Consider the following 26072-nt stretch of genomic DNA (forward strand, 5'->3'; position numbering starts at 1 on the left):
TCCTTCACCTAAAACATAAATAATGTTTTCACTGTATTAAACAAATCACTAATAAGTGAAATAATCATAATAAGTATAATAACAATACCTGCAATATTAGTTATTGCTGCTATTTCACTCTTACCACTACTAGTTAATACCTTATCTAAAATCACAAGTACAATGCCTGCTCCACCTATCTTAAATAATATGCTTATGTCTAACACATACTCTCCCCCTCTAAATTATTAAAATAGAAATCATAGCACCTATGCATAATCCTAAGTTTCTATATAGCTTTGTATTTTTCTTAGATAATTCTTCACTATCTACTATATTAATCTTAAGGTTCTCTAATGTTAGTTCAAACACCTTATTTATCCCATATGAGCTTGATTCTTGAATTCCTTTAAAAAAATCTCCTATAACTACCTCATCCTCTTCTGCTAAATAAAAGTCATTCTTATACTCTATATAAACTCTGTGAAATTCAGAAGCCAAACTATCTATGTCATTGTTTTTAAGATTATTAGATAAACATAAGAATAACCTTCTTATTGTATCATTCATTTTCATTGCAACATTACTAAGTGCTATTGGTATAGGTGTATTATTATATATTATTTCACTTTGAAGATATAAAACAGCTTTATTCCATTCCTTTAGATCAATTGGTCTTTTTCTATATATTTCTCCATACAAATAACCTATTATAACAAAAACAAGAAATATACCAATACTTAAAATAACTTTAACCATTTATCTAAATCCTCCTGAGAATTGCTATATACTCCTTCAATAGTTCCTGCACCTTCTCTATTACTTAAGATTATTATTCTTTCTAATATATTATTATCTATAACATCTTTAAATATTCTTCTATTTTTTAAATCATCTATTCCATATCCATGGATAGAAGTTATTATTTTCACTCCAGAATTATAAGCCATCATAAGTGCTGCTATATCATTATCAGTTCCTAATTCATCACACACGATTACTTCTGGTGATAAACTTCTTATAGCCATAATCATGCCTTTACTTTTTATACAATTATCTAATACATCTGTTCTTATTCCTAATGTCATCTGAGGAACCCCTTCATAACAAGCTGCTATCTCACTTCTTTCGTCTACAACTACAACTTTCTTCTTATAATTCTGAGATATATCTCTCACTATATCTCTTAGAAGTGTAGTTTTGCCACATTTAGGAGGCGATATTATAAGAGTATTCTTAACTTCTCCTTCTTCTACTATATATGGAACAACTTTTTTAGAACAACCTATTATTTGTTTACATAATCTTATATTTAATGAAGTTATATTTTTTATTGTTCGAACATCATCACCATCCATAACACATTCGCCTGCTAACCCTATTCTATGTCCACCTTTCATAGTTATAAATCCTTGCTTAATCTCATCTTCAAATGCAAATAATGAATAATTAGATATTCTTTGGAGAATAAACTTTATATCTGCTCTAGTAACCTTATAATTATTAACTATTTCTCTTTCACCTAGATATAATATAACATATTTGCCTTCTTTTAATCTTATTTCTTGAAGCTTTGAATTATCTAAATACACTGCTAATTCTTTTAATAACTTTTGCGGAAATATCTTAAAAATCTCTTCTTCTAACATTATTTTTCCCTTCCTAAATTGTTTATATCTAATCTTATGTTTAGGTTACAAAAATATTACTGAATTATTTATAAGAACAAAAATTAAAATATAAGGTCTTTTCCATATAGGTAGTATACTCTAATATTACCTATACCCTATATCTAAGATACTTATTCTCAACTATAGACAAAATATAATTTCCTAAAGATCAAAAAAACGTCAAGGCAATAAATTAACCTTGACGTTTTTCTATTTAATATCTTCATTACAATAAGGACATTTGATATTTTTATTTTCCTTAAGCGTTGATTCTTCAATAAAAATAGGTTTCCCACAATTTTTACATAAGATTTCTTTATATTCATCTTCGAATTCTTCTAAATCTTCTAACGTAACTTCTTCAAAAAGTTCTTCTTGAATTCCCGAAATATCTTCATCCATATATTTAAAATTCTCTGCTAATACTGCTTGATTCTCCAAAATTTCTTCTATTTTTATAGAATAAGCATCTAACAGATTATACATTTCTGAGAATATCTTATTATATTTATCTTCTTCAACCTTGGATATATCTTCTCGTAGAACATCCAACTTATTTTTAATATCTTTCATTAATAACCATCCTTATATTAAGAATCTATTATTAGATTCTTTCCATGTATTCACCAGTTCTTGTATCTACTCTTATTGTATCTCCTTCGTTAACAAACATAGGAACTCCAACAACTGCTCCAGTTTCTAATGTAGCTGGTTTTAATGAGTTAGTAGCTGTGTTACCTTTAACTCCTGGTTCACAATGAGTGATTTGTAATTCAACAAAGTTTGGTGCTTCTACTGAGAATGCATCACCTTTATAGAATTTGATTATTGCGAACATGTTTTCCTTTAAGTACTTAATAGCTTCTTCAACTTTTTCATAGTTTAAAGGAATTTGTTCAAATGTTTCTTGATCCATGAAGTAGTATAACTCTCCATCAGAATATAAATATTGCATTTCTTTTCTTTCTATAACTGCTTCTTGGAACTTAGCTGTTGGGTTAAAAGTAGTTTCTGTAACACCACCTGAAATAACGTTTCTTAACTTAGTTCTTACGAATGCAGCACCTTTACCTGGCTTAACATGTAAAAAGTCAACTACTGTATAAACTTGTCCTTCGTGTTCAAAAGTTGTTCCTTTTCTTAAATCTCCTGCTGAAATCATAATAGTATCCCTCCAAAAATATATAAAATTGATACCTAAATTTAATGGTATATTTTCTAATTTAATAGCGTAACATAGTTATTTTATCAAAAGAAAGAGAATTTTGCAACTAACTTTGTTTAATTTAGCTTAAATGAATATTGAATAGTTATGTTTCCTGATACAACACCTTTATCTATATCAAGTTTATAACTCTTTATAGTATTATCTTTTAATCCTTTAAGTTTGGTACGTACACCTTCAATATCTCCATTAATGTCTATAATAACTTCATATCCATCATAACACGATGTAATCTTAGATATATTAAATTTTTTATTTTTCATTTCATTTATTATATCATTAATATCTACCTCTTCTGTTTCATTAATAACATCTATTGTTTCTATCACTTCACTTGAAGAATTATAATTTATAATATAATTCTCAACCATAATTAAACTTAATAACCCTATAATTATAATAAATATTTTACTCTTCATTGTCACAACTTTCTATTTCTAGTTTATAACCTCCTTCTTCTAAAGACTCCATTTCTTTAATAATAACATTACTATTATTAATTCTAATAAGTTGTTCTATATCTGATACCTCATACTTTTTCTCATCTTCTGTAATATTTGCTTTATAGGAAATCTTGCCCAATTGTAGATATTTATCTATCTCATTAATTGGTAATCCCACATCTTGCGTATATGTTTTCTTATTCTCTATATTTTTATTTCTACTAAAAGATTTAATCACTGTAGGTATCCTTATTAAAAATATAACTGATAATGCTAATATCATATTCTTATAGTACTTATACTTACGTTTATATATCTTAATAGCAATATCAGGTGGTAAAAAATCTTTGTTTAAATATCTTCTTGTCATCTATTACCTCTTTATATGCATCGATAATGTTGAAACTAATTCTGTTTGAAATCCTCTTATCTATAATGGTAATACTATCATCTATAGTTTCTTCTACCCTTCTCATAAATATATTTACTTCTGGATCAACTATGGTACTTGTAATATACTTGCCATTATAACTAACATAATAATTATTAGAGTTATATACAAACATCAAATTAAATTTATTATATTTACGTTTCAAATTATTAACCGCTATTAATTGAATAGGTTCAACTTCAACATTATATGCATTCTCACAAATTCTTCTTATATTAGATAATCCTTTTATGGCATAAACTATAGTTTCTCTCTTCTTGTTAAAAGTAAAATAATCATATACAAAATCATTATTCTCACCAAATAATCTCTTAACATCTTGCTGTACTTCTTCTTCTGAACTGTTAAGTATTCTACGAGTATATAATTCCTCATCTAATATTATAATCTTCTGTTTATGTCCAAACGTTCTATAATCAATTTCATTATATGCTATAAACTTATGGTTGCATATTACACCATCCCTTGACAATAATATAGTACTTCTCATACTCAGTATCCTTTCTCTCTAGGATATATTATTATCCTATCGTTCATAGGTTCAATTATCACATTATACAAAACTACACTCTCTTCTATAGTAGCCTCTATTATATTATTGCCAACATAATTATAATATATACCATCTATTTTTATTTTTTCTCCACTTAATAGCTGCTTTACCCTATTATTATCTTCTCTAAAATAATTATTAACTCTTGTTATACCATCTTCGTTTTTTACATTAAATCCATATAAATCTATAATTGACTCTTCTATAGCTGCACTATCATGATTATTATATGCTATAGTAAATGTAAATCCTGCTAGAATAATCACTAGCATTACTGTTATAACCACAATAATCAATGTATATCCTTTTTTCATTATAAACACCTACTTATTGAAAACTTGCCTTTCTTAATGGTTATATATATAAGTCTATCTTTATTTACAACTTGAAAGTCTTCTATTTCACCTATGACTTTCGTAGTAGTTTTATTTAATCTATTAGCATAAAATGTAACATAATCAATGCATATTTTATTATTATTTCTATAGATAATCTCATAGCTATCTTCTGCTGTATTAGTTATTATTTTATTATCCATGCTATATATATTCTTAACATGCTCTTCTCTTAATATCCTAGATATATTTATAATAACTTCTTCTAGTTCATTCATATTATTAGTTTCTTCTATATAACAATTATATTTACTTATACAATTAGCACATAAATTAGTGCATATAGATACCACTATCATTCCTATGGCTATAGAGATAACTAACTCTATTAAAGTAAATCCATGTCTATTATTCATCCATCCATTCATCCTTTATTACATCTACACTTATACACTCTTCTTCATATACTATTGATACATTTATTTTAAGACCAGTATCACTTTCAGATAGCTTTGATATCTTTATATAATTATCCTTTTTCCCCTTCTTTACATCTAATAAACTTTTTGTTTTTATAATTTCAGAGAATTTTTCACCATATTCTATATATATAGTGCCATCTATTAAGCTATCTTTTAATGATGATAAGGTTTCATTATATCTTATTTCCATGCATATAGAATATAAATCATCCTTTAATCTTCTATTAATTTCTCGTTCTCTTATAGATTTTATTATTGATGTATATCCACTTAAAGCCATTGTTATGCCTATAGTTAATATCATTATAGATATTATAATTTCTATTAATATATATCCTTTTTTCATTCCTTTAGCCTTATATTATTTTCTCCTACTGAAATAGTTATAACATGCATTTTATCTAATGAATCCTTAAATATTAATGTGCAAGATTCTACTGTTCCATCTTGCTTAATAAATATCATTTTATAATGCATCATATATTCTAATGAATAATTTTTATATAATTTTAAATTGTCTAATTCAATCTTTCGTTTTGTTTCATCATTTATAATTAAACTTACCTCCAAGATATTATCTTTCATAATAAATTTTATATTGCCATATTGTTGTGAATTAACTGAATAACTCTTTCCATAATGAATAATATCTAAAACCTCATATAATTCTTGTCTTATATACATATCCTTTTTTATTTTTAATAGATATTTGCTAGCACCTATTCCAATAGATGCTAATATTAGAATTATTGACATTGACACAACTAACTCTATTAATGTATATCCGTATTTTTTACCCATTTAATGAATTCATAAAAGGGACTATGCATTTAATAAGAATAAAACAAACTATAACAGCTAATAATATCATTAATCCTGGTTCAATTAATTTTAGTTTTTTATCTATACATTTTATTAATTCTTTGTTATTACTATTTAGTGCTTTAGTTATCATCTCCTCAACATCTCCCCCTTTCTCTCCTATCTTTATAAATGATAAGCTGTGCTTACTTAATATATCTATATTTTCTAATGTATAACTCAGTTCATTTCCTTGTATTAGTTTTTCATATATATATTCTAAATATCTTTGAACTATATTATTGTCCATAGATTCTTTAGCCAAGCATAATCCCTGAACTATATTCCCTTGACTTTTATATATTATAGATAAAATTAAAAGAAGGATATTTTCATAGTACAATCTTATAATTTTAAATTTTTTCATCTTGTTCTTATAATCTATATTATCTTTTAATATAGTAATTATAATAATACAAATAACCATACTACTTATAATTCTTCCCCAAAATAGAAGTGGATTATTATCAAGCTCAACTCTGTAATTATATAAATTTTTAATACTTCCAGTAAAATCTCTGTCTAACTCTAATAACATGTTACACATTTTAGGTAAAAATATTATAAATATAACTATAGCCATTAACAATAAAGTGCTTAAAACTATACATGGATATGCTATAGCTGCTTTTATTTTTGTTTCAATATTTTGTTTAATAGAATAATAATCCTTAAGTGCCCATAAAACTCTTGATAAACTTCCATTATCTTCTCCTATCTTGACAAAACCACTAAACATAGTTGGAAAAAATTTAGGATATCTCTTAAAAGCTTCTGATAATGTCATTCCTTTTAAAACTTCTCTATGCACTAATAAAATTATTCTTTTATATTCTTTGTTTAAATCTAATTCACTTAATAACAACAATGAAGATTCTATTGAAATACCTTCATTATATAGATTGCCTAAAGCTTCTGATATCATAATTAAATTTTCTGATTGTTTTCTCAATTAAGATCTTCCCATTCTATAAAATCTAAATAATCATAATAGTCTAACTTACCATTATTAAGTAGCTTAATAAGTATACTTAGCATCTCTTTGTTAGATAATTTTTCATTTCTATCTTCTATTCCATAAACATTTCTTGTGATTTTATCTTCTATATAGCACACAGATGATACTAATGTTCTACCTATATATCCAGTATAATTACAACTCTTACAGCCATGCTTTTTATAGTAAATTCTATTAGATACTTTTAGTTGTTCCTTACACTTATCACACAATACTCCTATTAACCTCTGTGATATTATTCCCTTAAGTGAATCTTCAATAAGATAATGCTCTATCCCCATATCTCTTAATCTAATAAAAACTTCTCTTGGGCTCTTACTATGAATAGTTGTATAAACTTTATGCCCAGTAATAGCAGCTCTTATAGCCATCTGCGCTGTATCTATATCTCTTATTTCTCCAATCATAATTATATCGGGATCTTGCCGCAGTATACTACGAAGACCACTTGCAAATGTTATACCAATCTTAGGATTAAGACTAATTTGATTAATTCCTAAAATATTTGCTTCTATAGGATCTTCTAAGGTTGTAATATTAACAGGTTCGTTTTTTAATAAATTAAGTATTGTATAAAGAGTTGTAGATTTCCCTGATCCTGTAGGTCCATTAATTATTACAATGCCACTTTTAATGTTTATTATTTTCTTAAGTTTATCTAATTGGTTATCATTAAAATTAAGTTCTTCTAATGTAGATATAAGCCTATCTTCATATATAATTCTAACTACTAGCTTCTCTCCTTCTACAACCGGAATCGTTGACAATCTAAGACTGTAGGTTCTATCCTCAATAGCTATATTCATCTTGCCATCTTGAGGTCTTCTCTTCTCTGTCATATCCATATTGGAATTTATCTTAAGCCTAGATAAAATAGTTATGAATTCACTGAGTTTGATTATCCTAAATATAACCAAATATCCATTAATTCTAAAACGTATATATACTTTATCTAACATCGGCTCAAAATGTATATCACTAGTTCTATTCTTAATTGCTAATTCTAAAATCTTATCTTCATAATGGGAGTAATTATAATCTAATACCATATCTATATATCCTAATAATTCTTCTGCAGTTACGTATATGAATTTTATGTCTTTATTATAAATGTTCCTTAAATGCTCACTACATCTCATATCGTCACAATTACAAGCTAAACAATTAAGTACAGAATCCACAATAAATATAGGCAAAATCATATTATCTAAAGCCTCTTCTCTAGTTACCATACGTGCAACATCCAAATCAATTCTATAAAGCATTTCTACATCTAGCATATTATATCTCCCATTTTCTTTACTTACTTTTGCTATTATCTCCATAATATATTTTTTTATTCATAATAAATAAATTAAAATTAATAGCATTAGTTTAAGTCAAGCTATTTATTTAATACTTTTAGAATAATATTTAAAAATATCAACATTTTCATGGAAAAGACCCTATTTCTTTAAGAAAGTTGATTTTCAGTATACTTTTTTATAACTAGAAATAAAAAAATTAAGTTATAACTAAATGCGTTTTCAACATCTAGCTAACTTAATTTTTTTACTCTAGTAAGAAATCATATAAAATTTAAGAATTCTGAACGCTATATCTTCTAACAAAATATACTTCTCCAGTACCATCTAATATAAGACTTATAGCACCTTCGTTATTGCATTTATATACAGATTGAAACTTCTTATTATTTGATCCAATAAAAAGTATATTACCATCATCACCTTTTGATAATCCCTTCTTTACATCTACATAAGATGGAAATGAATATGTAAGTCTCTTATGAATCGAATCTTTTAGATAATATAAGGCATAATCTGTATTCTTAAAACTTCCTAATATATAATAATCATCATTATTTCCATCTACAATATCATATACCTTCATTATTTCCGAAGTTAATTCTTGTGAATTTTCTCCATTTTTATCTATTGATACAAGAGTTTTTTCTCCTTCGTAGGAACTTTTTGAATATATTATCTTATCATTTAGTACCTTTATAAATTCAACAAATCCTTCATCAAACTCTACTAGTAATTTTTCTTTTTTTTCTTTTATATTATAAGTGAATATTCCATTTTTCTTATCTGTTTCACGTATACCATAATATACAATAGTATTATCATCTAACCAATCTACATATTTACCTGATATCATAACAGATATATTAAGCTTAAGTAATTTATCATCCTTCATGCTCATTATATATAAATTACATGATTCTTCATTTCTAAAAAAAGATAAATATTCTCCTCCAGGTGATAGATTAAAATAACTATCATAAGTTTCTATAGAATGTAATTCTTTTTCTTTATCTTTATACCTTGCTATATATTCTCTATCCTTCTGTCCTAAATAATTACCACTTGCAGTATCATAAACAGCGATTATTTGTTCTCCTTCAGCTTCAGAATACCTCTCATTATTGTATGTATAGTTTATATACTCTCCATTATCTTCAGTACAAATAGATCCATCATTCAGTTCTATTACTTCTGTTTCTATGTTCTTATCTTCATTTACTTCTTTTTTATCTTCGCATGATATCATTGATACAGCTATCATGCTTATGAATAATATTAATAATGTCTTTTTCTTCACTGTAATTCTATCCTTTACCCTATATAATTTTATATTTTTTTATTTACCTTCGAATTATTTCCTATACTATAATACCCCCATAAATTTATTATATCAATAACTTACTAGCCAGAACTATAATTTTATTTTTTATTAATTTTTTTTTAATAATACATCATCTTAACTTTTCTTTTATCTTATCATTTACTTAACTAAAATAACATTTAATGATATACTATGATTATTACATTGAAAGGATGAGACATATGGCTTTAGATGGTATATTTTTAAATAATTTGATATATAATATAAAACCTTATCTAATAGATACAAAAATAGATAAAATTAACCAACCAGAGAAAGATGAAATAATTTTCACTTTAAGAAAAGACAGAAAAAACTTAAAATTATTAATTTCATCATCTTCAAGTTTTCCAAGAATTCATTTTACAAAAATTCAAAAAGAAAATCCATTAAAGGCTCCTATGTACCTAATGGTCTTAAGGAAATATCTTTTAGGTGGAAAAATAACAAATGTATCTCAAGTAAACGGAGATAGAATTGTTGTCATAAATATTGAAGCTTCTGATGAAATGGGATTTAATAGTGCTTATAATCTTATTATAGAAATAATGGGACGTCACTCAAATATAACTTTAGTTCGTGAAAGAGATAACAAAATAATTGATTCAATTAAACATATAACCCCTGACATAAACAGTTATCGTACTCTACTTCCAGGTTTAGAATATGTATGGCCACCAGAATCAAAAAAAATAAACCCTTATAATTTTACTTTAGATAATTTAAAAGCTTATATAGCTTCTAATTCTATAGAATACGATGAATTATTTTATTATAATGTTTTTACAGGTATATCAAAACCTTTATCTAAAGATTTATACACAAAAACTAATTATTCTTTAGAAAACATAGATTTTTTATATAATTCTTTCTCAAAATTTATCTTAAATCTTAATAACAATTTAGAATTTAATATTTATACAGATAAAAACGGAATATACAAAGACTTCTATTCTATTCCACTAACAACTAAAGAATTTAATAAAATAACTTTTGATGATCCATCTGAATTGTTAGATGAATTCTTCAGTACCAAAGATAAACAAGAAAGACTATTAAATAAATCAGCAAATCTGCAAAAATTAATTCACAACAACATTGATAGATGCAAGAAAAAAGAAAAAATATTAAACAATACTCTAAAAGATTGTGAAAAAAAAGAAGATTACAAGATAAAAGGAGATTTACTAACTTCATTTATTTATAGTTTTAAAAAAGGTGATAAAGAAATATCCTTAAATAATTTCTTTGTAGAAGACAGTCCACTTATCACAATATCATTAGATGAAAATAAAACCCCTTCAGAAAATGTACAAAGATATTATAAGAAATATAACAAAATGAAAAAGTCAGAAATCATGGCTACACAACAATTAGCTATAAATACTGATGAACTAAAGTATTTAAATTCTGTATTATCAAACATCCTTAATGCAGAAAGCTATACAGAAATAGATGATATCAAACAAGAATTAATTACTACTGGTTATATTAAACATAAAAGAAATGCAAAAAAAGAAAAAAAATCAAAAGAAAGCAAGCCTTATCATTTTATATCTTCTACAGGATTTAATATCTATGTAGGAAAAAATAATATACAAAATGATTATCTTAGCTTAAAATTTGCAAACAAAAACGATTTATGGTTACATGCAAAAGATATTCCAGGATCACATGTAGTTATTCAAGGAAACAATATTGATGAAACCACTATAGAAGAGGCTGCAATAATTGCTGCTTACTATAGCAAGAATAAAACTAATACTAAAGTACCAATAGATTATACACTTATAAAGAACTTAAGAAAACCTAATGGTGCTAAGCCTGGAATGGTTATATATTATACAAATAAGACAATATATGTTGACCCACAATTATTTTCAACATTAAATATCACTCAAAAATAACAGGAGATGAACTTATATGAACTTAAAGGATAAACTATTTCAACATAATGTAACTTCTGAATCTGTAAGATTAGGAATTATATTAGCAGTTATAGGAGGATTTCTTGATGCTTACACTTATATAATTGAAGGAGGAGTCTTTGCAAATGCCCAAACTGGTAACTTAGTTATCTTCGGAATGAATTTATCACAAGGACATTTTCATAAAGCTTTGTTTAGTTTTTTTCCAATCCTAGCATTTATCATAGGGGTATTTGTATCTGCAACTGTAAAAAATAAAATTAATATTTTATTTGATTGGGAAATTGTAGTTATTTTAATAGAGGCCCTTGTTTTACTTCTTATAGCTGTTTTACCTTTTAATTTCCCACAATTACTAGTTACAACTTCTATATCATTTGTATCATCTATGCAGATACAAACCTTTAGAAAACTAGTAAACTCGCCTTATTCAACAACTATGTGTACTGGAAATTTAAGAAGTGGAACTGAAGCTTTGTACTTAGCTATATTCAAAAAAGATAAAGAAGCTTTAGAAAAAACAAAAAGATATTATACAATAATTTTATTCTTCTTAGTTGGAAGTGCACTTGGAGCTTATTTATCTTTACATTATGGAAGAATTGCTTTAATAGCTCCTATGATATTATTGTTATTCTGTACATTACTATTTAAAATTGATAAAAAAATGTTTACGAATTAACAGAACAAAATCGCCAAGGCTCTATAGTCACCTTGGCGATTTTATTCTGTTAAAAATAATCTTTATTTTACGCCGAAAAACTATACTTCTAAAATAAGTAGTATATTTTTCCTCCACAACATTATCTCTCTAAAAAAAGATTCATTTAGTTCTCTTTTAAGAATTCCTTATTATTTCTTGAATTACAGTACTTCCTGCATTTTTTATCTTATCATTATTAAAATATTGATAATAATAACATTTTAATTTACCATTATATAGTTTTCTATTCTTACTAGATTTTATTCCAAATACTTTTTCAAAATCTTCATATGATGTAAGAATATTATATTCCCAATTAGAGAAAGTACTCATAATCTTGCCAAACTCTCTATATAATTCTGTTATTTCGTTCTTTTCTCCAAGTCTTTCTCCATAAGGAGGATTAGTTATAACAAAACCATATTTTCTCTTGTTAGAAAACTCTCTAGCATCTCTCTTTTGGAATTCAATAACATCATCAACGCCCGCTTTTATAGCATTATCTTCAGCTGTTCTAAGAACCCATGTATCAATATCATAACCAATCATTTTTATGTCTTTTTCTTTTATAGAATTTCTAGCTCCTTCTCTTACAATATTAAAATATTTTTCAGGCATAGTTGGCCATGTTTCACATACAAATTTTCTATTAAGTCCTGGTGCAATATTTTTCATTATCATAGCAGCCTCAATAAGTATAGTTCCTGATCCACAGAATGGATCTATAAGCTCATATTCATCTGTATATCTAGATAATAAAACCATAGCAGCTGCTAATGTTTCTTTAAGAGGTGCTGCTCCTGAATTCTTTCTATAGCCTCTTTTATGTAGCCCTTCTCCTGATGTATCTATTGTAAGTGTAACTTTATCCTTTAATATAGCTACTTCTATTTTATATACAGGTCCATCTTCACTAAAATGACTTATACCATAACTTTCACTCATACTATTAACTATAGCTTTTTTTACAATTGATTGACAATCAGGCACACTATATAACTTTGACTTTACTGACTTACCAACAACATGCATAACTCCATTTTTAGGAATAATTCTAGCCCAATCAACTTTTTTTGTTCCTTGAAATAGCTCTTCAAAACTTCTTGCCTCAAATTCCGCCATTTTAATAAGCACTCTATCTGCTGTTCTTAGATGAATATTACATATAGCAATGTCCATTTCATCGCCTGAAAATTGAACTTTACTTGTGTCTGTTCTAACATCATCATATCCTAATGCTTTTAACTCTTTAGCTGTTATTCCTTCTAGCCCAAAAGTAGTTGTTGCAATCAAATCATAATTCATTGTTTCTTTCTCCTCTAATCTTCATAAATATTTACTGAATCTTCATCATCGATTTCTACTATACTTACTTCTATTTTTTCTTCTCTTGAAGTAGGTATATTTTTACCTACATAGTCTGCCCTTATAGGTAGTTCTTTATGTCCTCTATCTATTAACACTGCAAGTTGTATAGCTTTAGGTCTTCCCTTATCTATAATTGCATCTATTGCAGCTCTAACAGTTCTACATGTATATAATACATCATCAACGATTATAACAACCTTATCTTCTACATCAATATCAAGGTCTACTAATTTTGCTACAGGAATTTCTGTTTCTCTTGAAGAAATATCATCTCTATAATAAGTTATATCTAAACCAACAACTGGTAGTTCAACTCCCTCTATTTGTTTGATATTATTCATTATTCTTTTAGCAATAGGATATCCTCTTGTTTCAATACCTATCAAAACAACATTTTCAACGCCCTTATTTCTCTCTATTATCTCATGAGATATTCTTATAAGGCTTCTCTTTATAGCTTTTTCATCTAAAATGTTTGCTTTAAGTTTCATACTAAAATCACCTTACAGAACTATGCAGTTCTGAATTTTCCTTTCTTAATTATAATTATATTTTTGGGTATACATAATTCATAATAAAATCTATATAGAATCTTTTCTAAGGCTATCTATTATTGTTTGAAATTCATCTGGAAGTTCTGTAGTAAATTCCATATATTCTCTAGTTGTTGGATGAATAAATCCTAAAACTTTAGCATGAAGCATCTGTCCATTAGTCTTAATACGTTGCTTCTTAAGTCCATATACAGGATCCCCAACTAATGGATGATGAATGCTAGCCATATGAACTCTTATTTGATGAGTTCTTCCTGTTTCTAATACACACTTAACTAACGTATATCCCTTATTGTATCTCTCAAGCACATTATAATGCGTTACTGCCCTCTTGCCACCTTCAACTATTGCAAACTTAAGCCTATCATTCTTATTTCTTCCTAATGGTTTATCAATTACACCTTCATCACTTGTAATTATTCCCTCAGTTAAAGCATAATATTCTCTCTTCATTGTATGATTTTTTAGTTGTTCACTTAAAAAGTTATGCGCTTCGTCATTCTTTGCAATTACAAGCACTCCTGATGTATCTTTATCAATTCTATGAACAATACCTGGTCTTATTACTCCATTAATGCTTGATAAATCCTTACAATGATATAATACTGCATTTACCAATGTTCCATTATAATTACCTGGTGCAGGATGAACTACCATCCCTTTGCTCTTATTTACAACAATAACATCTCTATCTTCATACAATATATCAATTGGTATATTTTCTGGTTCTACTTTAAGCAATTCTGGTTCTGGAAGATTCATCTCTAGTCTATCATTAAGTCTTAACTTATAGTTACTCTTTATGCATTTATCATTAACTTTTACATATTCCTTCTCTATTAATCCTTGAAGATATGATCTCGATTTATCTTTAAATATATTATTTAGATATTTATCTATTCTAATACCAACATTCTCATCATTTATATAAAATATTTTTTTTTCACTCATATATACACTGTACTACTTAAATAAGTAGAAAATACTTTCATCTCCTTCCCTTATAGGACCTTGTTTAATAACATCTTTCTAGTTTCTTTAACATTATAATATAATGAATCCTTTTTATCAATGAACAAAGACTAAAATAACATATAACCTCTTTTATAATATCGCTTAAATACATCAACTTTTTCTTATAAAAAGACATTAAGCATTTAAATGAATTTAACTAAACTCTTCATTTTAAATAATAATCATATATTTTCTTATACATAAAAAAGGCTTGTCCCCTAAATATGGAGCCAAGCCTTTATAAATACAAATTATTTAACTTTGTGTTGTTCATCTTTCATAGCAAAAAAATTCTTTATTTCTGCAATTTCATCAGTAGTTATGCTATTTTCTATTTCTTTTATAGATTCTTCATCTATCTTTGCATCTTCTTCTACTTCATCAGAAACTGTTACTTCTTCATTTGCTACTTCTTCGTTAACCTCTTCATCTTCTAAAGTTTCTTCTTCTTCAGTTACTTCTGGAAGACCTATTTCTTCATCAATATCTTCTAAAGGTTCTATTGATATATCACTTTCTTGAGCAACAATTGAAAGATTCTTAGTAAAATCTTTTTCTAAATCTTCAAATGTTTCTAATTGAACAGTCATAAAATTTCTAAATCTTGATCTAAATTTTATAAACTCTTGTTTTATATCTTCATACTCATCATTTATTTGTAAAACATCATTATGTGCTTTATCTAATATCTTTTGAGCTGTTTCATTAGCATTTTTAACAATCATTTCTGCTTCTTTTTCAGAAGAAGCTTTTGCTTGATCAGCTGCATCTTGAGCTAATAACAAAGTATTTTGAATAGTACTTTCTATCTTTTGATAATGTTCTATTTGTTCATTAATAGATGCTAATTTTTCTTTCAATGCTGAATTTTCTTTATATATTGCTTCATAATTATCTATGATTTCATCTAAAAAATCATCAACTTCTTCAGCATTATATCCCCTCATTACTTTTTTGAATTCTTTATTATTAATGTCCATAGGAGTAAGTGTAACCTTCATTAAATCCACCTCTATATTACAAATATTTTTTTATTACAATTTTAATTTTACCACTTTTGCTATTACCAATTGTATTTCCTATAATAAACTTGCCAATACCTCTAATAGTTACTCTATTATCTTCTCCTAATTCGCTACTCTTTTCTCTTACTTTATTATAATCTAATAATACTTTCCCCTCTTCAATCATATCTTGTGCTTTACTTCTAGATACTCGCGCAAGCTTAGATACAATCGAATCAATTCTTCTTGATTGAACTAAAATAACTTCTTCTTCTAATTCATATTCTGGAATATCTACTAAGTTGTCTATAACACTTACCTTGCAAGAAACTTTCCCTATAGTTTCTAAATTACATAAAATAAAATCTTGTATTTCTTCGCATACTGGTACATAACATATATTATTCTTAACTAATAAATCACCAAGTTTACTTCTTTTAATTCCTAAAGCTAAAAGTGATCCTAAATAATCTCTGTGACTTAATGTGTGAAACTTTGATGTATTTTCAATTTTAATAATTTTATATGGAAATGGTGTACCATAATGATTATTAAATGCTATCATACGTCTCTCTGCTTCTTTAAAAAAGCCATCATCCTCTATAGTACAGTTACTATTTTGAAGATTATTTTTAAAATATCTCCAAATATTTGGCGTGTAAAAATCATTTCCAAAGACAGTAATGTCCTTGTTGTAAGAAAGATTATATTTATCTAATAAATTAATAACTTCTATTTTTTCATCATCACCAAAGTTTTCAAGTAACTTTTTCTTATCCATAAATTATTATTTCCAATTAAATAAAGCTTTTGAGCTTAATTCACTTTTAAGTTCAGTAGTAACTTCTACATTAGATGGTGTAAGTAAATATACTCCATTTTCTATTGTTTGAAGTTCTCCACCTAAAGCATAGCAAGAACCACTTATAAAGTCTATTAATCTTTGAGCTATTCTTTTTTCTAATGCTGATGTATTAATAACTACCATTTTTCTTGATTTAAGAGCATCACATATTTCAGTAGCATCTTCATATTGAGCTGGTCTAGATATAATAACTTTTGCTGATGTAGCTGTATGAATATTTACAACTTTATTATTAGCTGCATTTTTTTTGTTTTGAATAATTGGTTCAACTTCTTCTTCTTGTTCTTCTGTATCTACATCATCATCATATTCATCATCGAATTCATCATATTCGTCATAATCTCCAAAACCTAATATTGTTTTCATCTTTGTTAATACATTACTCATTACTTAATCCCTCCACATTATAATTTCTCTTTCCAAAGATTCCCTCTCCAACTCTTATTAAAGTAGAGCCTTCCTCAATGGCAACTTTGTAATCATGAGTCATTCCCATAGATAATGTTTCCATAGTTATATTTTTAAAATCTTTTTGTTTTAAATCATCAAATATCTGTTTAACTTGTTTAAAATACATCCTATTACTATCATCATCACCCTTAGGTATAATAGTCATTATTCCATGTACTTTAACATAATTACATTTTTCTATTTCAGATATTAGATCATCTAATTCTTCAACTAATACTCCGCTTTTGCTCTCTTCTCTTCCTATATTAATTTGAATAAGAACGTCAGCTGTTAATTGTTTTTTTTCATATTCTTTTTCGATAACCTTTAGAAGCTTTACACTAGATAAAGAATGTATCAAAAAAACTTTTCCTACAATGTATTTAACTTTATTTGTCTGAAGTTTACCTATAAGATGCCATCTCACATCAGAATGAAATTCTTCACTCTTTTTCATAATTTCTTGAACTTTGTTTTCACCAAAGTCTCTTATTCCATATTCGTATGCTTCTTCCATTTCCTGAATACTTTTTGTCTTAGAAACGGCTAATAATTGTACATCTTTGGGTATATCTTCAAGAATAGCTTCTATATTTTCTTTAATGCCCATAGTAGCCTCCTCCTTAAAGAGCACTTAACCCTAATTGATTATTATATTCTACATAAATACAACAAATCCTTCTGTATTTATAATTTTATTAACATTAATTATTATACAATAAAAGCAAACTATTTTCCAGTATATTCAGTCAAATTAGAATAATTAGCTAAATATCCTGCTTTTAACACTATCTCTTCCTTTTTTTCTATTGAAATGTCAAGACCTCTTGTTATTAATTTATTCAAATAACTTCCGTCTTTTGTTAATTCTGCTTCAAGGGTATCTGGGTCACCTATACAATAGAAATTAAATGTTGCATATGCTTGATCTCCATCTTCAAATCCTATAAATGCCCATCTACATGCAACTCCCGTATTATAAACAATTCTATGATCATTTATAGAAATAACTTCTGCTCCTGCATATTTTATATCATTTAATAAACATTCCACATCATTATCATGCAATATTTTATTTCTTTTTTCATAGGTAGATTCATCACTTGTATATTTTCCATCATTTATTTTAATTACTACACCAGGTCCCTTTACTTCATTAAGGCCTGTTACAAGACCATATATATTTAGCAAAGACTTCATATCTGAAACTACTTCTTCGTCTCCTTTTGTATAAGAATACTTTGAAATTCTTTCTTCAATTTCTTGATTTTCATCCATTAATGTACTTATTTGTTTTATTAATTTATTTTTTTCTTCTTGAGCCTTTTGATATTCAGAAGTTGTCATACTATTAGCAGACTCTGAACCTTTTGCATCAAAGTTAATTGCTATTAGATATCCAACTATAATCATACTTATTAAAACTAAAGTTTTAAAATGCTTTTTTTTCATTTTATACCTCTATGTTTATCTCTAATTTTATCTAAAATTAGTCTTCTTACTACTGCAAAGTTATCAAATATTCTTCCACCAAACACTATTACTGCTGCCATATATATTGGAATTCCAAGCTTATCTCCTAAAAATGCAAGTGCTGCTGCAAGTATAGCATTTCCAAAAAATCCAGATATAAATATATCTGCTCTAAAATTATCCGCTAAATTAGCTCTTATAGCTCCAAAAACTGAATCAAGACATGCTAGTATAGCTACTGACATATATGATGAAAAAGCTACTGGAATGTTAACATCTACAAGAAAGCCTAATAAAACACCTACTAATAATCCTACTACCGCTATCATATATATCCTCCTTAATTTTCTCCTGTTACTGCTGTTACATAATCATTTCTAAGTGCTTGAGTTGTTTTCTTAAGTACCAAATTATCATATTCATCAATTTTTACATCATAATAATTATAATTACCATAAGTAAATGTTTGAAAATCCAACCCTGCTTTCATAGATTTTATATCACCTATTGCCTCTATCACTATATCCTCAGTAGGAATTATTCTTCCTGCAGAACCTATCCATATGTAATTACCTGATACCTTTATTCCTGTTTGTTGAGTAATTCTATATCCATTTATTGATATTGCTTCAGCCTTTGAAAACCACAATGTGTTTACAATTGATACTAAATCTGCATCTGATAAAGTTGAAGTACTATCAGCTATGTTTGAATTGAATAGATTAGTTTTTAATGATAATTTAATTTTTATACCTGGTCCTTGTGCATCTACTAATCCTAATTGCAATCTAGAATTATCTAATTGTTTTTTTATCTCTTGTTCTACATTACCACTAACTACTTGTTGCTCTAAATCAGTTAATTTTTTGTTTAACTCGTCATTTGTTTCTTGTAATTGTTTCTTTTCCTTCTTTAAGCTCTCAACTTCATCTAATATATCACTATTAGAATAATTACCACTTTGAGCCTTTTTATTAAGTGCTAATTCTTTGTATTGATACGCTAACAAGAAACCTAACAAAGAACAAACAATTGCTACTGCGACTTGCGATTTATGTCTTTTCATATTATCCTCCTCAAAATAAATCACTTAAAATCTGGTGTTCCATCAAAGCCTACATTAATGTATTCTTTTGGTAAATCACTTTTATAAATCAAAATAGCATCACTCATTTTGTCACGAATATTCTCATCTGCTCCTAAATAAACTGTTATGTCGTTTAAGGTCACACTAAGCTTAGATAAATCTGCTAAATTTACAGATGTTATTCTAAATTCTTCTTTATTATCTTCTATAATACCTTGTTCATCATATAATTCATTTAATACTGCAATCATCCTAGAATTATCTAACACTTTATCTCCAAGCTTTTTCTTAGATAAATCCACTCCAGTTATTTTTATATATTCGTCACTATCTAATTTGTTTTTATTTTCTAGATATATAAGATCACTACTTATTATGGAATACGCATTATTATTCTCTATATAAAATAGACCTTTTGCTTCTTCCACATTTATTACTAATGTTTTCGGAAATTTTCTTGTAATCTTAAGTTGTTCAACATATGGATTTTTCTTAAGTATTTTTTCTAAATTATTTTTATTAAAAGTTACTAAATTCTTACCTTTAACTGATTCTGATTTATCTAAGATATAATCTTCTGTTATCAGATTGTTGCCCTCTAAAACTACCTTATTAATTATAAAATAATCTGTATAAAAAACAATATATAGAGCAACTCCCATTAATAGAATTAAGAAAAAAATAATTTTTTTTAATAACTTCTTTCTTTTTGCTTTTCGTATATATGCATTTTCTATTTTTTTCATACAATTTCTCCACGTTAATATAATTATATAATAATAATACCACCATAATTATTTTTTTTCATCACCTTTTATAAATATAAACATTTTATATACTTTTCTATAGAGAAAAAAAATTCGCTTACAAGTACATTTTCATCTCATTCTTGTAAGCGAATAACTTATTATAATTTATTACAAAAGTGAATTGTTATTTATAGTTGATTCGTCTCTCTGTCTAGAAATATTGAGCAGAATTCCTATTGCAGACATCGTTATTAGGATAGAAGTACCACCATAACTTATAAAAGGAAGTGGAACTCCAGTAACTGGCATCGATCCAGTAACAACTGCTATATTAATTATAGTCTGAACACCTATTACAGATGTAATTCCTATTGCCAATAATGTTCCAAACATATCTTTAGCATCAAGTCCTACTTTGATGCCTCTCCATATAAGTATCAAGAACAATATAATTATTACAAGGCATCCTATATAGCCCAATTCTTCTCCTATAATAGAAAAAATAAAGTCATTGTGTGGTTCTGGCATATATAAAGTTTTCTGTCTAGATTGACCTAACCCAAGACCAGTTATTCCTCCAGCACCTAATGCATAAAAGGATTGTATAAGTTGATATCCAGCATCTTGGGCATCTTTCCATGGGTCTAGGAAATTAAGTAACCTCTCTCTTCTATATGGTTCAAAATAGGCAAATGCTCCAACTGCTGCAAGTAATACGGGCATAATATACAAGAATAAATGTTTAATCCTTGCTCCATCACAAAAAAGCAATATAAATGTAACTATCATTATAAGTGTTGCTATACTTAAGTTACTCTGGTATAAACATAAACCTGCAAAAAAACCTCCAAAAGCTAAATAAGGAACAACTCCACTCCAGAACTTCTTGATTCCTTCTCCCTTATATGCCATATTGGTAGCTAAAAATAAAACTACTGCATACTTTGCAATTTCTGAAGGTTGAAGAGATAGTGGTCCTAATTGAATCCATCTCTGAGCCCCCTTAACTGCTGGGAATAACTTAACTACTAACATAAGAGGTACAGATATAATAGCCAAGATTCCAGAAAATCTCCTCAATATATGATAGTCAAATCTCATAAAGAAAAACATAGCTATAAAACCTAACCCTGCTGCAAGAGACTGTTTAATCAAAAAAGCAGTACTACTACTATTATTATGCATTGCATAGTATGAACTAGCAGAATACACCATAACAACACCTATTGCTAGAAGCATAACAACTGAGTAGAAAATCCCATAATCTATTCTCCCAAGTTTATTTTTTTGTTTTTGGTGTTTCTTCTTCACCATACATACCCCTCCAGTTTTAATATGTTAAAAGGCAAATAATCCTATCAAGCATAAAATACATGTTACTATAGAAAATACTGTAACTATCTTAACCTCTGACCATCCACATTGTTCAAAGTGATGATGAATAGGTGCCATTTTAAAAATTCTCTTACCTGTTTTCTTAAAATAAGTTACCTGTATAACAACAGATAATGTTTCAATTATATAAATCATACCTACTATTATAACCAAAAATGGTGATTTTAATACAAGAAGTATAGTAGATAATGCACCTCCTAGTGCCAAAGATCCTGTATCACCCATAAAAACTTTAGCCTTATATGCATTAAACTTCAAGAAACCTAATAAAGCTCCTACAAGTCCCACACAAAAAACTGCTACTGATGTATGACCAGTATTATATGATACAACTCCGAAAAATGCCATTACAAGAATAGTTATTGAAGTTGCAAGTCCATCTAATCCATCTGTAAGATTTACAGCATTTGTAATAGCTGTGAAATAGAAAATTACAAACGGAATATATAATATTCCAAAATCAACTGTTTTGTTTGTAAAAGGAATCATAATATCTGTTCCAATAACTTTATATCCATATATGGCAAATACTAATGAAAAAATAAGTTGAAGAATAAATTTTTGTTTAGATGTTAACCCTTCATTTTCTTTATGAATTATCTTAAGCATATCATCTAAAAATCCTATTATTCCAAAAGCTAACATACCATATAATACAACCATAGCTTCATCTGATAGTTTGTATCTCATAAATATCATAACCATAACAATCGATACTATAAATATAATTCCACCAATAGTAGGTGTTCCGGCTTTTTTTTGATGACTTTTAGGTCCTTCTTTTCTTATGTTTTGTCCAAATTTAAGTTTGTGTAACATAGGTATAACTATCGGTCCTAACACTAATGATATGATAAGTCCTAATACTAAAGCTATGATAATCTTTCCTGAAATAAATTCATTAATTAATTCCGTCATTTTCTATTCTCCTTAATTCATTTACTATTTCTTCATATTTCATTCCTCTTGATGCCTTAACCAATATAACATCTTCTTTTAAAATATTATTTTTTAAATTATTGATTAATTCTTGTTTTGTATTATATACCTCAATAGTATCACTTCTATACCCTGCTCTATAATCTTCTCCATAATCTCCTGTAACTATAAGTAAATCCACTTTATCTCTAGCATATTCTGCTACATCCTTATGAGCTTTTTTAGATTCCTCACCTAATTCAAGCATAGTTCCAAGTATAGCAACTTTTCTCTTGCCTTCTGCATTGTATAAAACATCTATAGCTGCTTTCATAGAATCTGGACTTGCATTATAACAATCATTTATTATTGTTATATTATCTCCTTTTATGAATTCAAGTCTCATAGAAGTATTTTCAATATTATTTAATCCTTTTTCCATCTCATCATAAGATACTCCTAACTTATTTGCTGCAGCAATCGCTAGTAATGCATTTAATACATTATGAGCTCCTATCATATTAAGTGTAAACTTATGGTTTACTCCATTATGTGATACAGTAAACTGTGTGCTTTCATTAGTTGCTATTATATCTGTAGCATAATAATCACACTCTTCATTTAAACCTGTTTTAAGCAAGGTATATTCTTTAGGTAGTAGATCATTTAAATAATCACTTTCTGCATTTACAATAAGAGTATTATCTTTAGTAAAGAAATCTGTTATTTCTAATTTTGCTTTTAGTATGTTTTCTCTAGTTTTAAGATTTTCTATATGAGATAATCCTATATTAGTTATTAATGCTATATCTGGTCTAGCACAATTAGCTAAGGTATGTATCTCTCCTAAATTACTCATACCAAGTTCTAAAACAGCCACATCATATGTACTGTCTAATTGTAATATCATAAGAGGCATTCCTATATGATTATTAAAGTTTCCTTTTGTCTTAAAGACTTTATATTTCTCGCTCAAAAAAGCTGCAACTAGATCCTTAGTTGATGTTTTCCCACAAGATCCTGTTACTCCAACTACCTTTATCCCTAACTTTTCTCTATAAAATTTTGCAAGAGATAATAAAGCTTCATTACAATTATTAACCTTTATAATTGTCTTTTTATCTCTATAATCGTCAACATCTATAAATACTTCATCTATTATAGCTATAGATGCCCCTTTATCAAATGCATCTTTTATATATTTATTACCATTAAAATTATCTCCTTTTAATGCTAAAAATATATTATTCTCTTGAATCTTCCTAGTATCAGTTGATAATTCATTAAATTCAATACTTCCCTTTGTTAATACCTCGCCTTCTAAGCCATTTACTAACTCATTAAAACTAAGTTCCAAGTGTAATCATCCTTTCAAAATCTAATAAATATTGTCAGTTAATAATATATTAACTGACATTAAAACACTTTATCTTGAAGATAATATTTCATCTATTACTTCTCTTTCGTCGAAATGAATCTTACCAGTTTTTAATATTTGATAATCTTCATGACCCTTTCCAGCTATTACCACTACATCTCCAGGTTCTGCAATATCAATAGCTTTAGCTATAGCATCCTTTCTATTTTCTACCACAACATAGTTGTCCTTGTCAATACCTGCAACTATATCATCAATAATTGCACTTGGATCTTCTGTTCTAGGATTATCTGATGTGATTATCGCTATATCACTTAAATCCACACCTATTTTACCCATTTGTGGTCTCTTTACCTTATCTCTATCTCCACCACAACCAAATACAGATATTAATCTGTTCTTTGTAAATCCTCTTGCAGTTTCAAGAATATTTTCTAATCCATCTGGTGTATGTGCATAATCTAATATAATAGTATATGGAAGATTAAACTTTTTACCTGCCATTTCACATCTACCAGGAACTACTATTTCTGATATACCTTTTTTGATACTTTCAATAGAGATACCAAGTTCATTCATGCAAGCAATTACACCTAACGCATTATATATGTTAAATTCTCCAGGCATACCAACTCTGAATTCTTCTACATTATTATTAACTTTTAATTTAAAATCAATATGAGTTGCTCCAAATGCTTCATCATATGCTTTATAAGCACTTTCATTCTTTATTGATATAGTTTTACATTCATATCCCTTTTCCTTACATAGATCATATACTTTCTCGCCATACTCATTATCAACATTTGTTATTCTTATTTTAGAATTATCAAATAATTTGAATTTTGCATTAAAATAATTTTCAAATGTTTTATGAAAATCTAAATGATCTCTTGTAAGATTAGTAAATATGCCTGCTTCAAATTCTATTCCATAAACTCTATCTAAAGCTAATGAATGAGATGAAACTTCCATAACACAATATTCGCAATTTGAATTCACCATTTCACTAAACAATTCTTGTAGTTCTAATGATTCTGGAGTAGTTCTTTCTGTATCTATTTTTTTGTTACCTATATAATTAGCTATTGTTCCTATAAGACCAACCTTTTTTCCTTCTTCTTCAAGAATTGTTTTTATCATAAATGCAGATGTAGTTTTTCCATTAGTTCCTGTCACACCAATTATCTTCATTTTTTTGCTTGGATTATCATAATAGTTAGCTCCCATAACAGCTAATGCTTTTCTAGTATCTTGAACTTTTATTATAGTTATATTTTCTTTTGTTTCTACTAGATCTTCACAAATTATAACTGTTGCACCTAGTTGTACAGCTGAATCAACATATTTATGTCCATCTGATGCAAATCCCTTTATACATACAAAAACATCATTTTCCTTTACTTTTCTACTATCATAATTGATTTTTTGTATATCTACATCTACACTACCTTTTATCACTTCATAATCTAGTCCTTGTAATACCTTACTTAATATCATAT

32 protein-coding genes are annotated in these 26072 nt (G+C 27.2%); 2 read left to right on the forward strand and 30 right to left on the reverse strand.

The features are described from left to right. Window positions 1–8 precede the first annotated feature (8 nt). The 15 genes from spoIIIAC to KQI77_RS05150 all read right to left on the reverse strand — a co-directional run bounded on the left by spoIIIAC (window position 9) and on the right by KQI77_RS05150 (window position 9621). Window positions 9–206, reverse strand: coding sequence for a stage III sporulation protein AC (spoIIIAC, locus tag KQI77_RS05080; protein ID WP_216389069.1), 198 nt, complete (start codon window positions 204–206; stop codon window positions 9–11). A 13-nt stretch (window positions 207–219) separates the two neighbouring features. Next, window positions 220–738, reverse strand: a complete 519-nt coding sequence (locus KQI77_RS05085; RefSeq protein WP_216389071.1) for a stage III sporulation protein AB — start codon at window positions 736–738, stop codon at window positions 220–222. Beyond that, window positions 720–1628: a stage III sporulation protein AA gene (spoIIIAA, locus tag KQI77_RS05090; protein ID WP_216389073.1), complete on the reverse strand. Its 909-nt coding sequence runs from the start codon at window positions 1626–1628 to the stop codon at window positions 720–722. The genes KQI77_RS05085 and spoIIIAA overlap by 19 nt, the downstream gene beginning before the upstream one ends. A gap of 231 nt (window positions 1629–1859) precedes the next feature. Next, window positions 1860–2222 (reverse strand): CD1247 N-terminal domain-containing protein, encoded by a 363-nt coding sequence (locus tag KQI77_RS05095; RefSeq protein WP_216389075.1) that lies wholly within the window; start codon window positions 2220–2222, stop codon window positions 1860–1862. Between the two features lie 31 nt (window positions 2223–2253). Then, window positions 2254–2811: an elongation factor P gene (gene efp, locus KQI77_RS05100; RefSeq protein ID WP_216389078.1), complete on the reverse strand. Its 558-nt coding sequence runs from the start codon at window positions 2809–2811 to the stop codon at window positions 2254–2256. 119 nt (window positions 2812–2930) lie between these two features. Further along, window positions 2931–3293 (reverse strand): hypothetical protein, encoded by a 363-nt coding sequence (locus KQI77_RS05105; RefSeq protein WP_216389080.1) that lies wholly within the window; start codon window positions 3291–3293, stop codon window positions 2931–2933. Beyond that, entirely contained in the window at window positions 3283–3687 is a 405-nt protein-coding gene (locus KQI77_RS05110; protein WP_216389082.1) for a hypothetical protein, read from the reverse strand. The genes KQI77_RS05105 and KQI77_RS05110 overlap by 11 nt, the downstream gene beginning before the upstream one ends. Then, window positions 3647–4258: a hypothetical protein gene (locus KQI77_RS05115; RefSeq protein ID WP_216389084.1), complete on the reverse strand. Its 612-nt coding sequence runs from the start codon at window positions 4256–4258 to the stop codon at window positions 3647–3649. The genes KQI77_RS05110 and KQI77_RS05115 overlap by 41 nt, the downstream gene beginning before the upstream one ends. 2 nt (window positions 4259–4260) lie before the next feature. Next, window positions 4261–4635: a hypothetical protein gene (locus KQI77_RS05120; RefSeq protein WP_216389086.1), complete on the reverse strand. Its 375-nt coding sequence runs from the start codon at window positions 4633–4635 to the stop codon at window positions 4261–4263. Continuing rightward, window positions 4635–5072 (reverse strand): prepilin-type N-terminal cleavage/methylation domain-containing protein, encoded by a 438-nt coding sequence (locus KQI77_RS05125; RefSeq protein WP_216389088.1) that lies wholly within the window; start codon window positions 5070–5072, stop codon window positions 4635–4637. Before KQI77_RS05125 ends, KQI77_RS05120 begins: the two co-directional genes overlap by 1 nt. Then, a complete protein-coding gene (locus KQI77_RS05130; RefSeq protein WP_216389090.1) occupies window positions 5065–5484 on the reverse strand; it encodes a hypothetical protein in 420 nt (139 codons plus the stop codon). Before KQI77_RS05130 ends, KQI77_RS05125 begins: the two co-directional genes overlap by 8 nt. After that, window positions 5481–5939: a Tfp pilus assembly protein FimT/FimU gene (locus tag KQI77_RS05135; RefSeq protein ID WP_216389091.1), complete on the reverse strand. Its 459-nt coding sequence runs from the start codon at window positions 5937–5939 to the stop codon at window positions 5481–5483. The genes KQI77_RS05130 and KQI77_RS05135 overlap by 4 nt, the downstream gene beginning before the upstream one ends. Next, entirely contained in the window at window positions 5932–6951 is a 1020-nt protein-coding gene (locus KQI77_RS05140; protein WP_216389093.1) for a type II secretion system F family protein, read from the reverse strand. Before KQI77_RS05140 ends, KQI77_RS05135 begins: the two co-directional genes overlap by 8 nt. Next, window positions 6948–8297, reverse strand: coding sequence for a GspE/PulE family protein (locus KQI77_RS05145; protein WP_253289355.1), 1350 nt, complete (start codon window positions 8295–8297; stop codon window positions 6948–6950). Before KQI77_RS05145 ends, KQI77_RS05140 begins: the two co-directional genes overlap by 4 nt. Before the next feature lie 298 nt (window positions 8298–8595). Beyond that, window positions 8596–9621, reverse strand: coding sequence for a hypothetical protein (locus KQI77_RS05150; protein ID WP_216389095.1), 1026 nt, complete (start codon window positions 9619–9621; stop codon window positions 8596–8598). A gap of 245 nt (window positions 9622–9866) precedes the next feature. On the opposite strand from KQI77_RS05150, the gene KQI77_RS05155 reads away from it, so the two are divergent. Both KQI77_RS05155 and KQI77_RS05160 read left to right on the forward strand, forming a co-directional pair. Beyond that, a complete protein-coding gene (locus KQI77_RS05155) occupies window positions 9867–11591 on the forward strand; it encodes an NFACT family protein (protein WP_216389097.1) in 1725 nt (574 codons plus the stop codon). A gap of 16 nt (window positions 11592–11607) precedes the next feature. After that, window positions 11608–12294: a YoaK family protein gene (locus KQI77_RS05160; protein WP_216389099.1), complete on the forward strand. Its 687-nt coding sequence runs from the start codon at window positions 11608–11610 to the stop codon at window positions 12292–12294. Between the two features lie 156 nt (window positions 12295–12450). On the opposite strand, the gene KQI77_RS05165 is transcribed toward KQI77_RS05160, so the two are convergent. From KQI77_RS05165 to KQI77_RS05235, 15 genes are all read right to left on the reverse strand, one after another. Further along, on the reverse strand, window positions 12451–13620 hold the full coding sequence (locus KQI77_RS05165; RefSeq protein ID WP_216389101.1) for a class I SAM-dependent RNA methyltransferase: 1170 nt from the start codon (window positions 13618–13620) through the stop codon (window positions 12451–12453). 14 nt (window positions 13621–13634) lie between these two features. Further along, the gene (gene pyrR / locus KQI77_RS05170) at window positions 13635–14174 is read right to left on the reverse strand and encodes a bifunctional pyr operon transcriptional regulator/uracil phosphoribosyltransferase PyrR (RefSeq protein ID WP_216389103.1); all 540 of its coding nucleotides are present in this window, start codon (window positions 14172–14174) and stop codon (window positions 13635–13637) included. Between the two features lie 90 nt (window positions 14175–14264). Next, window positions 14265–15188, reverse strand: a complete 924-nt coding sequence (locus tag KQI77_RS05175) for an RluA family pseudouridine synthase (protein ID WP_216389105.1) — start codon at window positions 15186–15188, stop codon at window positions 14265–14267. Between the two features lie 314 nt (window positions 15189–15502). Continuing rightward, on the reverse strand, window positions 15503–16252 hold the full coding sequence (locus KQI77_RS05180) for a DivIVA domain-containing protein (RefSeq protein ID WP_216389107.1): 750 nt from the start codon (window positions 16250–16252) through the stop codon (window positions 15503–15505). 16 nt (window positions 16253–16268) lie between these two features. Further along, on the reverse strand, window positions 16269–17036 hold the full coding sequence (locus tag KQI77_RS05185; protein WP_216389109.1) for an RNA-binding protein: 768 nt from the start codon (window positions 17034–17036) through the stop codon (window positions 16269–16271). Between the two features lie 6 nt (window positions 17037–17042). Further along, the gene (locus KQI77_RS05190) at window positions 17043–17507 is read right to left on the reverse strand and encodes a cell division protein SepF (RefSeq protein ID WP_216389111.1); all 465 of its coding nucleotides are present in this window, start codon (window positions 17505–17507) and stop codon (window positions 17043–17045) included. Next, window positions 17500–18180: a YggS family pyridoxal phosphate-dependent enzyme gene (locus tag KQI77_RS05195; protein WP_216389113.1), complete on the reverse strand. Its 681-nt coding sequence runs from the start codon at window positions 18178–18180 to the stop codon at window positions 17500–17502. The genes KQI77_RS05190 and KQI77_RS05195 overlap by 8 nt, the downstream gene beginning before the upstream one ends. Before the next feature lie 119 nt (window positions 18181–18299). Then, window positions 18300–19022, reverse strand: coding sequence for a DUF881 domain-containing protein (locus tag KQI77_RS05200; RefSeq protein ID WP_216389114.1), 723 nt, complete (start codon window positions 19020–19022; stop codon window positions 18300–18302). Then, complete coding sequence (locus tag KQI77_RS05205; protein WP_216389116.1) at window positions 19019–19372, reverse strand: small basic family protein; 354 nt, start codon at window positions 19370–19372, stop codon at window positions 19019–19021. Before KQI77_RS05205 ends, KQI77_RS05200 begins: the two co-directional genes overlap by 4 nt. Window positions 19373–19383: 11 nt before the next feature. Beyond that, on the reverse strand, window positions 19384–20109 hold the full coding sequence (locus KQI77_RS05210; protein WP_216389118.1) for a DUF881 domain-containing protein: 726 nt from the start codon (window positions 20107–20109) through the stop codon (window positions 19384–19386). Between the two features lie 20 nt (window positions 20110–20129). Further along, entirely contained in the window at window positions 20130–20876 is a 747-nt protein-coding gene (locus KQI77_RS05215; RefSeq protein WP_216389120.1) for a cell division protein FtsQ/DivIB, read from the reverse strand. Between the two features lie 171 nt (window positions 20877–21047). Further along, window positions 21048–22193 (reverse strand): stage V sporulation protein E, encoded by a 1146-nt coding sequence (spoVE, locus tag KQI77_RS05220; RefSeq protein WP_216389122.1) that lies wholly within the window; start codon window positions 22191–22193, stop codon window positions 21048–21050. A gap of 24 nt (window positions 22194–22217) precedes the next feature. Further along, window positions 22218–23192: a phospho-N-acetylmuramoyl-pentapeptide-transferase gene (gene mraY / locus KQI77_RS05225; protein ID WP_216389123.1), complete on the reverse strand. Its 975-nt coding sequence runs from the start codon at window positions 23190–23192 to the stop codon at window positions 22218–22220. Next, entirely contained in the window at window positions 23176–24549 is a 1374-nt protein-coding gene (gene murF / locus KQI77_RS05230; RefSeq protein WP_216389125.1) for a UDP-N-acetylmuramoyl-tripeptide--D-alanyl-D-alanine ligase, read from the reverse strand. Before murF ends, mraY begins: the two co-directional genes overlap by 17 nt. A 69-nt stretch (window positions 24550–24618) precedes the next feature. Then, window positions 24619–26070, reverse strand: coding sequence for a UDP-N-acetylmuramoyl-L-alanyl-D-glutamate--2,6-diaminopimelate ligase (locus tag KQI77_RS05235; RefSeq protein WP_216389127.1), 1452 nt, complete (start codon window positions 26068–26070; stop codon window positions 24619–24621). Between the last annotated feature and the right edge of the window lie 2 nt (window positions 26071–26072).

Source organism: Clostridium sp. MSJ-8 (assembly GCF_018918325.1).
Lineage (GTDB): Bacteria > Bacillota > Clostridia > Clostridiales > Clostridiaceae > Clostridium.

Excerpts from the sequence above, each read along its gene's own strand:
- KQI77_RS05085 (WP_216389071.1), bottom strand. The coding sequence starts at position 738 with ATGGTTAAAGTTATTTTAAGTATTGGTATATTTCTTGTTTTTGTTATA.
- spoIIIAA (WP_216389073.1), bottom strand. The coding sequence starts at position 1,628 with ATGTTAGAAGAAGAGATTTTTAAGATATTTCCGCAAAAGTTATTAAAA.
- KQI77_RS05095 (WP_216389075.1), bottom strand. The coding sequence starts at position 2,222 with ATGAAAGATATTAAAAATAAGTTGGATGTTCTACGAGAAGATATATCC.
- efp (WP_216389078.1), bottom strand. The coding sequence starts at position 2,811 with ATGATTTCAGCAGGAGATTTAAGAAAAGGAACAACTTTTGAACACGAA.
- KQI77_RS05105 (WP_216389080.1), bottom strand. The coding sequence starts at position 3,293 with ATGAAGAGTAAAATATTTATTATAATTATAGGGTTATTAAGTTTAATT.
- KQI77_RS05110 (WP_216389082.1), bottom strand. The coding sequence starts at position 3,687 with ATGACAAGAAGATATTTAAACAAAGATTTTTTACCACCTGATATTGCT.
- KQI77_RS05115 (WP_216389084.1), bottom strand. The coding sequence starts at position 4,258 with ATGAGAAGTACTATATTATTGTCAAGGGATGGTGTAATATGCAACCAT.
- KQI77_RS05120 (WP_216389086.1), bottom strand. The coding sequence starts at position 4,635 with ATGAAAAAAGGATATACATTGATTATTGTGGTTATAACAGTAATGCTA.
- KQI77_RS05125 (WP_216389088.1), bottom strand. The coding sequence starts at position 5,072 with ATGAATAATAGACATGGATTTACTTTAATAGAGTTAGTTATCTCTATA.
- KQI77_RS05130 (WP_216389090.1), bottom strand. The coding sequence starts at position 5,484 with ATGAAAAAAGGATATATATTAATAGAAATTATAATATCTATAATGATA.
- KQI77_RS05135 (WP_216389091.1), bottom strand. The coding sequence starts at position 5,939 with ATGGGTAAAAAATACGGATATACATTAATAGAGTTAGTTGTGTCAATG.
- KQI77_RS05145 (WP_253289355.1), bottom strand. The coding sequence starts at position 8,297 with ATGCTAGATGTAGAAATGCTTTATAGAATTGATTTGGATGTTGCACGT.
- KQI77_RS05155 (WP_216389097.1), top strand. The coding sequence starts at position 9,867 with ATGGCTTTAGATGGTATATTTTTAAATAATTTGATATATAATATAAAA.
- KQI77_RS05160 (WP_216389099.1), top strand. The coding sequence starts at position 11,608 with ATGAACTTAAAGGATAAACTATTTCAACATAATGTAACTTCTGAATCT.
- KQI77_RS05165 (WP_216389101.1), bottom strand. The coding sequence starts at position 13,620 with ATGAATTATGATTTGATTGCAACAACTACTTTTGGGCTAGAAGGAATA.
- pyrR (WP_216389103.1), bottom strand. The coding sequence starts at position 14,174 with ATGAAACTTAAAGCAAACATTTTAGATGAAAAAGCTATAAAGAGAAGC.
- KQI77_RS05175 (WP_216389105.1), bottom strand. The coding sequence starts at position 15,188 with ATGAGTGAAAAAAAAATATTTTATATAAATGATGAGAATGTTGGTATT.
- KQI77_RS05180 (WP_216389107.1), bottom strand. The coding sequence starts at position 16,252 with ATGAAGGTTACACTTACTCCTATGGACATTAATAATAAAGAATTCAAA.
- KQI77_RS05185 (WP_216389109.1), bottom strand. The coding sequence starts at position 17,036 with ATGGATAAGAAAAAGTTACTTGAAAACTTTGGTGATGATGAAAAAATA.
- KQI77_RS05190 (WP_216389111.1), bottom strand. The coding sequence starts at position 17,507 with ATGAGTAATGTATTAACAAAGATGAAAACAATATTAGGTTTTGGAGAT.
- KQI77_RS05195 (WP_216389113.1), bottom strand. The coding sequence starts at position 18,180 with ATGGGCATTAAAGAAAATATAGAAGCTATTCTTGAAGATATACCCAAA.
- KQI77_RS05200 (WP_216389114.1), bottom strand. The coding sequence starts at position 19,022 with ATGAAAAAAAAGCATTTTAAAACTTTAGTTTTAATAAGTATGATTATA.
- KQI77_RS05205 (WP_216389116.1), bottom strand. The coding sequence starts at position 19,372 with ATGATAGCGGTAGTAGGATTATTAGTAGGTGTTTTATTAGGCTTTCTT.
- KQI77_RS05210 (WP_216389118.1), bottom strand. The coding sequence starts at position 20,109 with ATGAAAAGACATAAATCGCAAGTCGCAGTAGCAATTGTTTGTTCTTTG.
- KQI77_RS05215 (WP_216389120.1), bottom strand. The coding sequence starts at position 20,876 with ATGAAAAAAATAGAAAATGCATATATACGAAAAGCAAAAAGAAAGAAG.
- spoVE (WP_216389122.1), bottom strand. The coding sequence starts at position 22,193 with ATGGTGAAGAAGAAACACCAAAAACAAAAAAATAAACTTGGGAGAATA.
- mraY (WP_216389123.1), bottom strand. The coding sequence starts at position 23,192 with ATGACGGAATTAATTAATGAATTTATTTCAGGAAAGATTATCATAGCT.
- KQI77_RS05235 (WP_216389127.1), bottom strand. The coding sequence starts at position 26,070 with ATGATATTAAGTAAGGTATTACAAGGACTAGATTATGAAGTGATAAAA.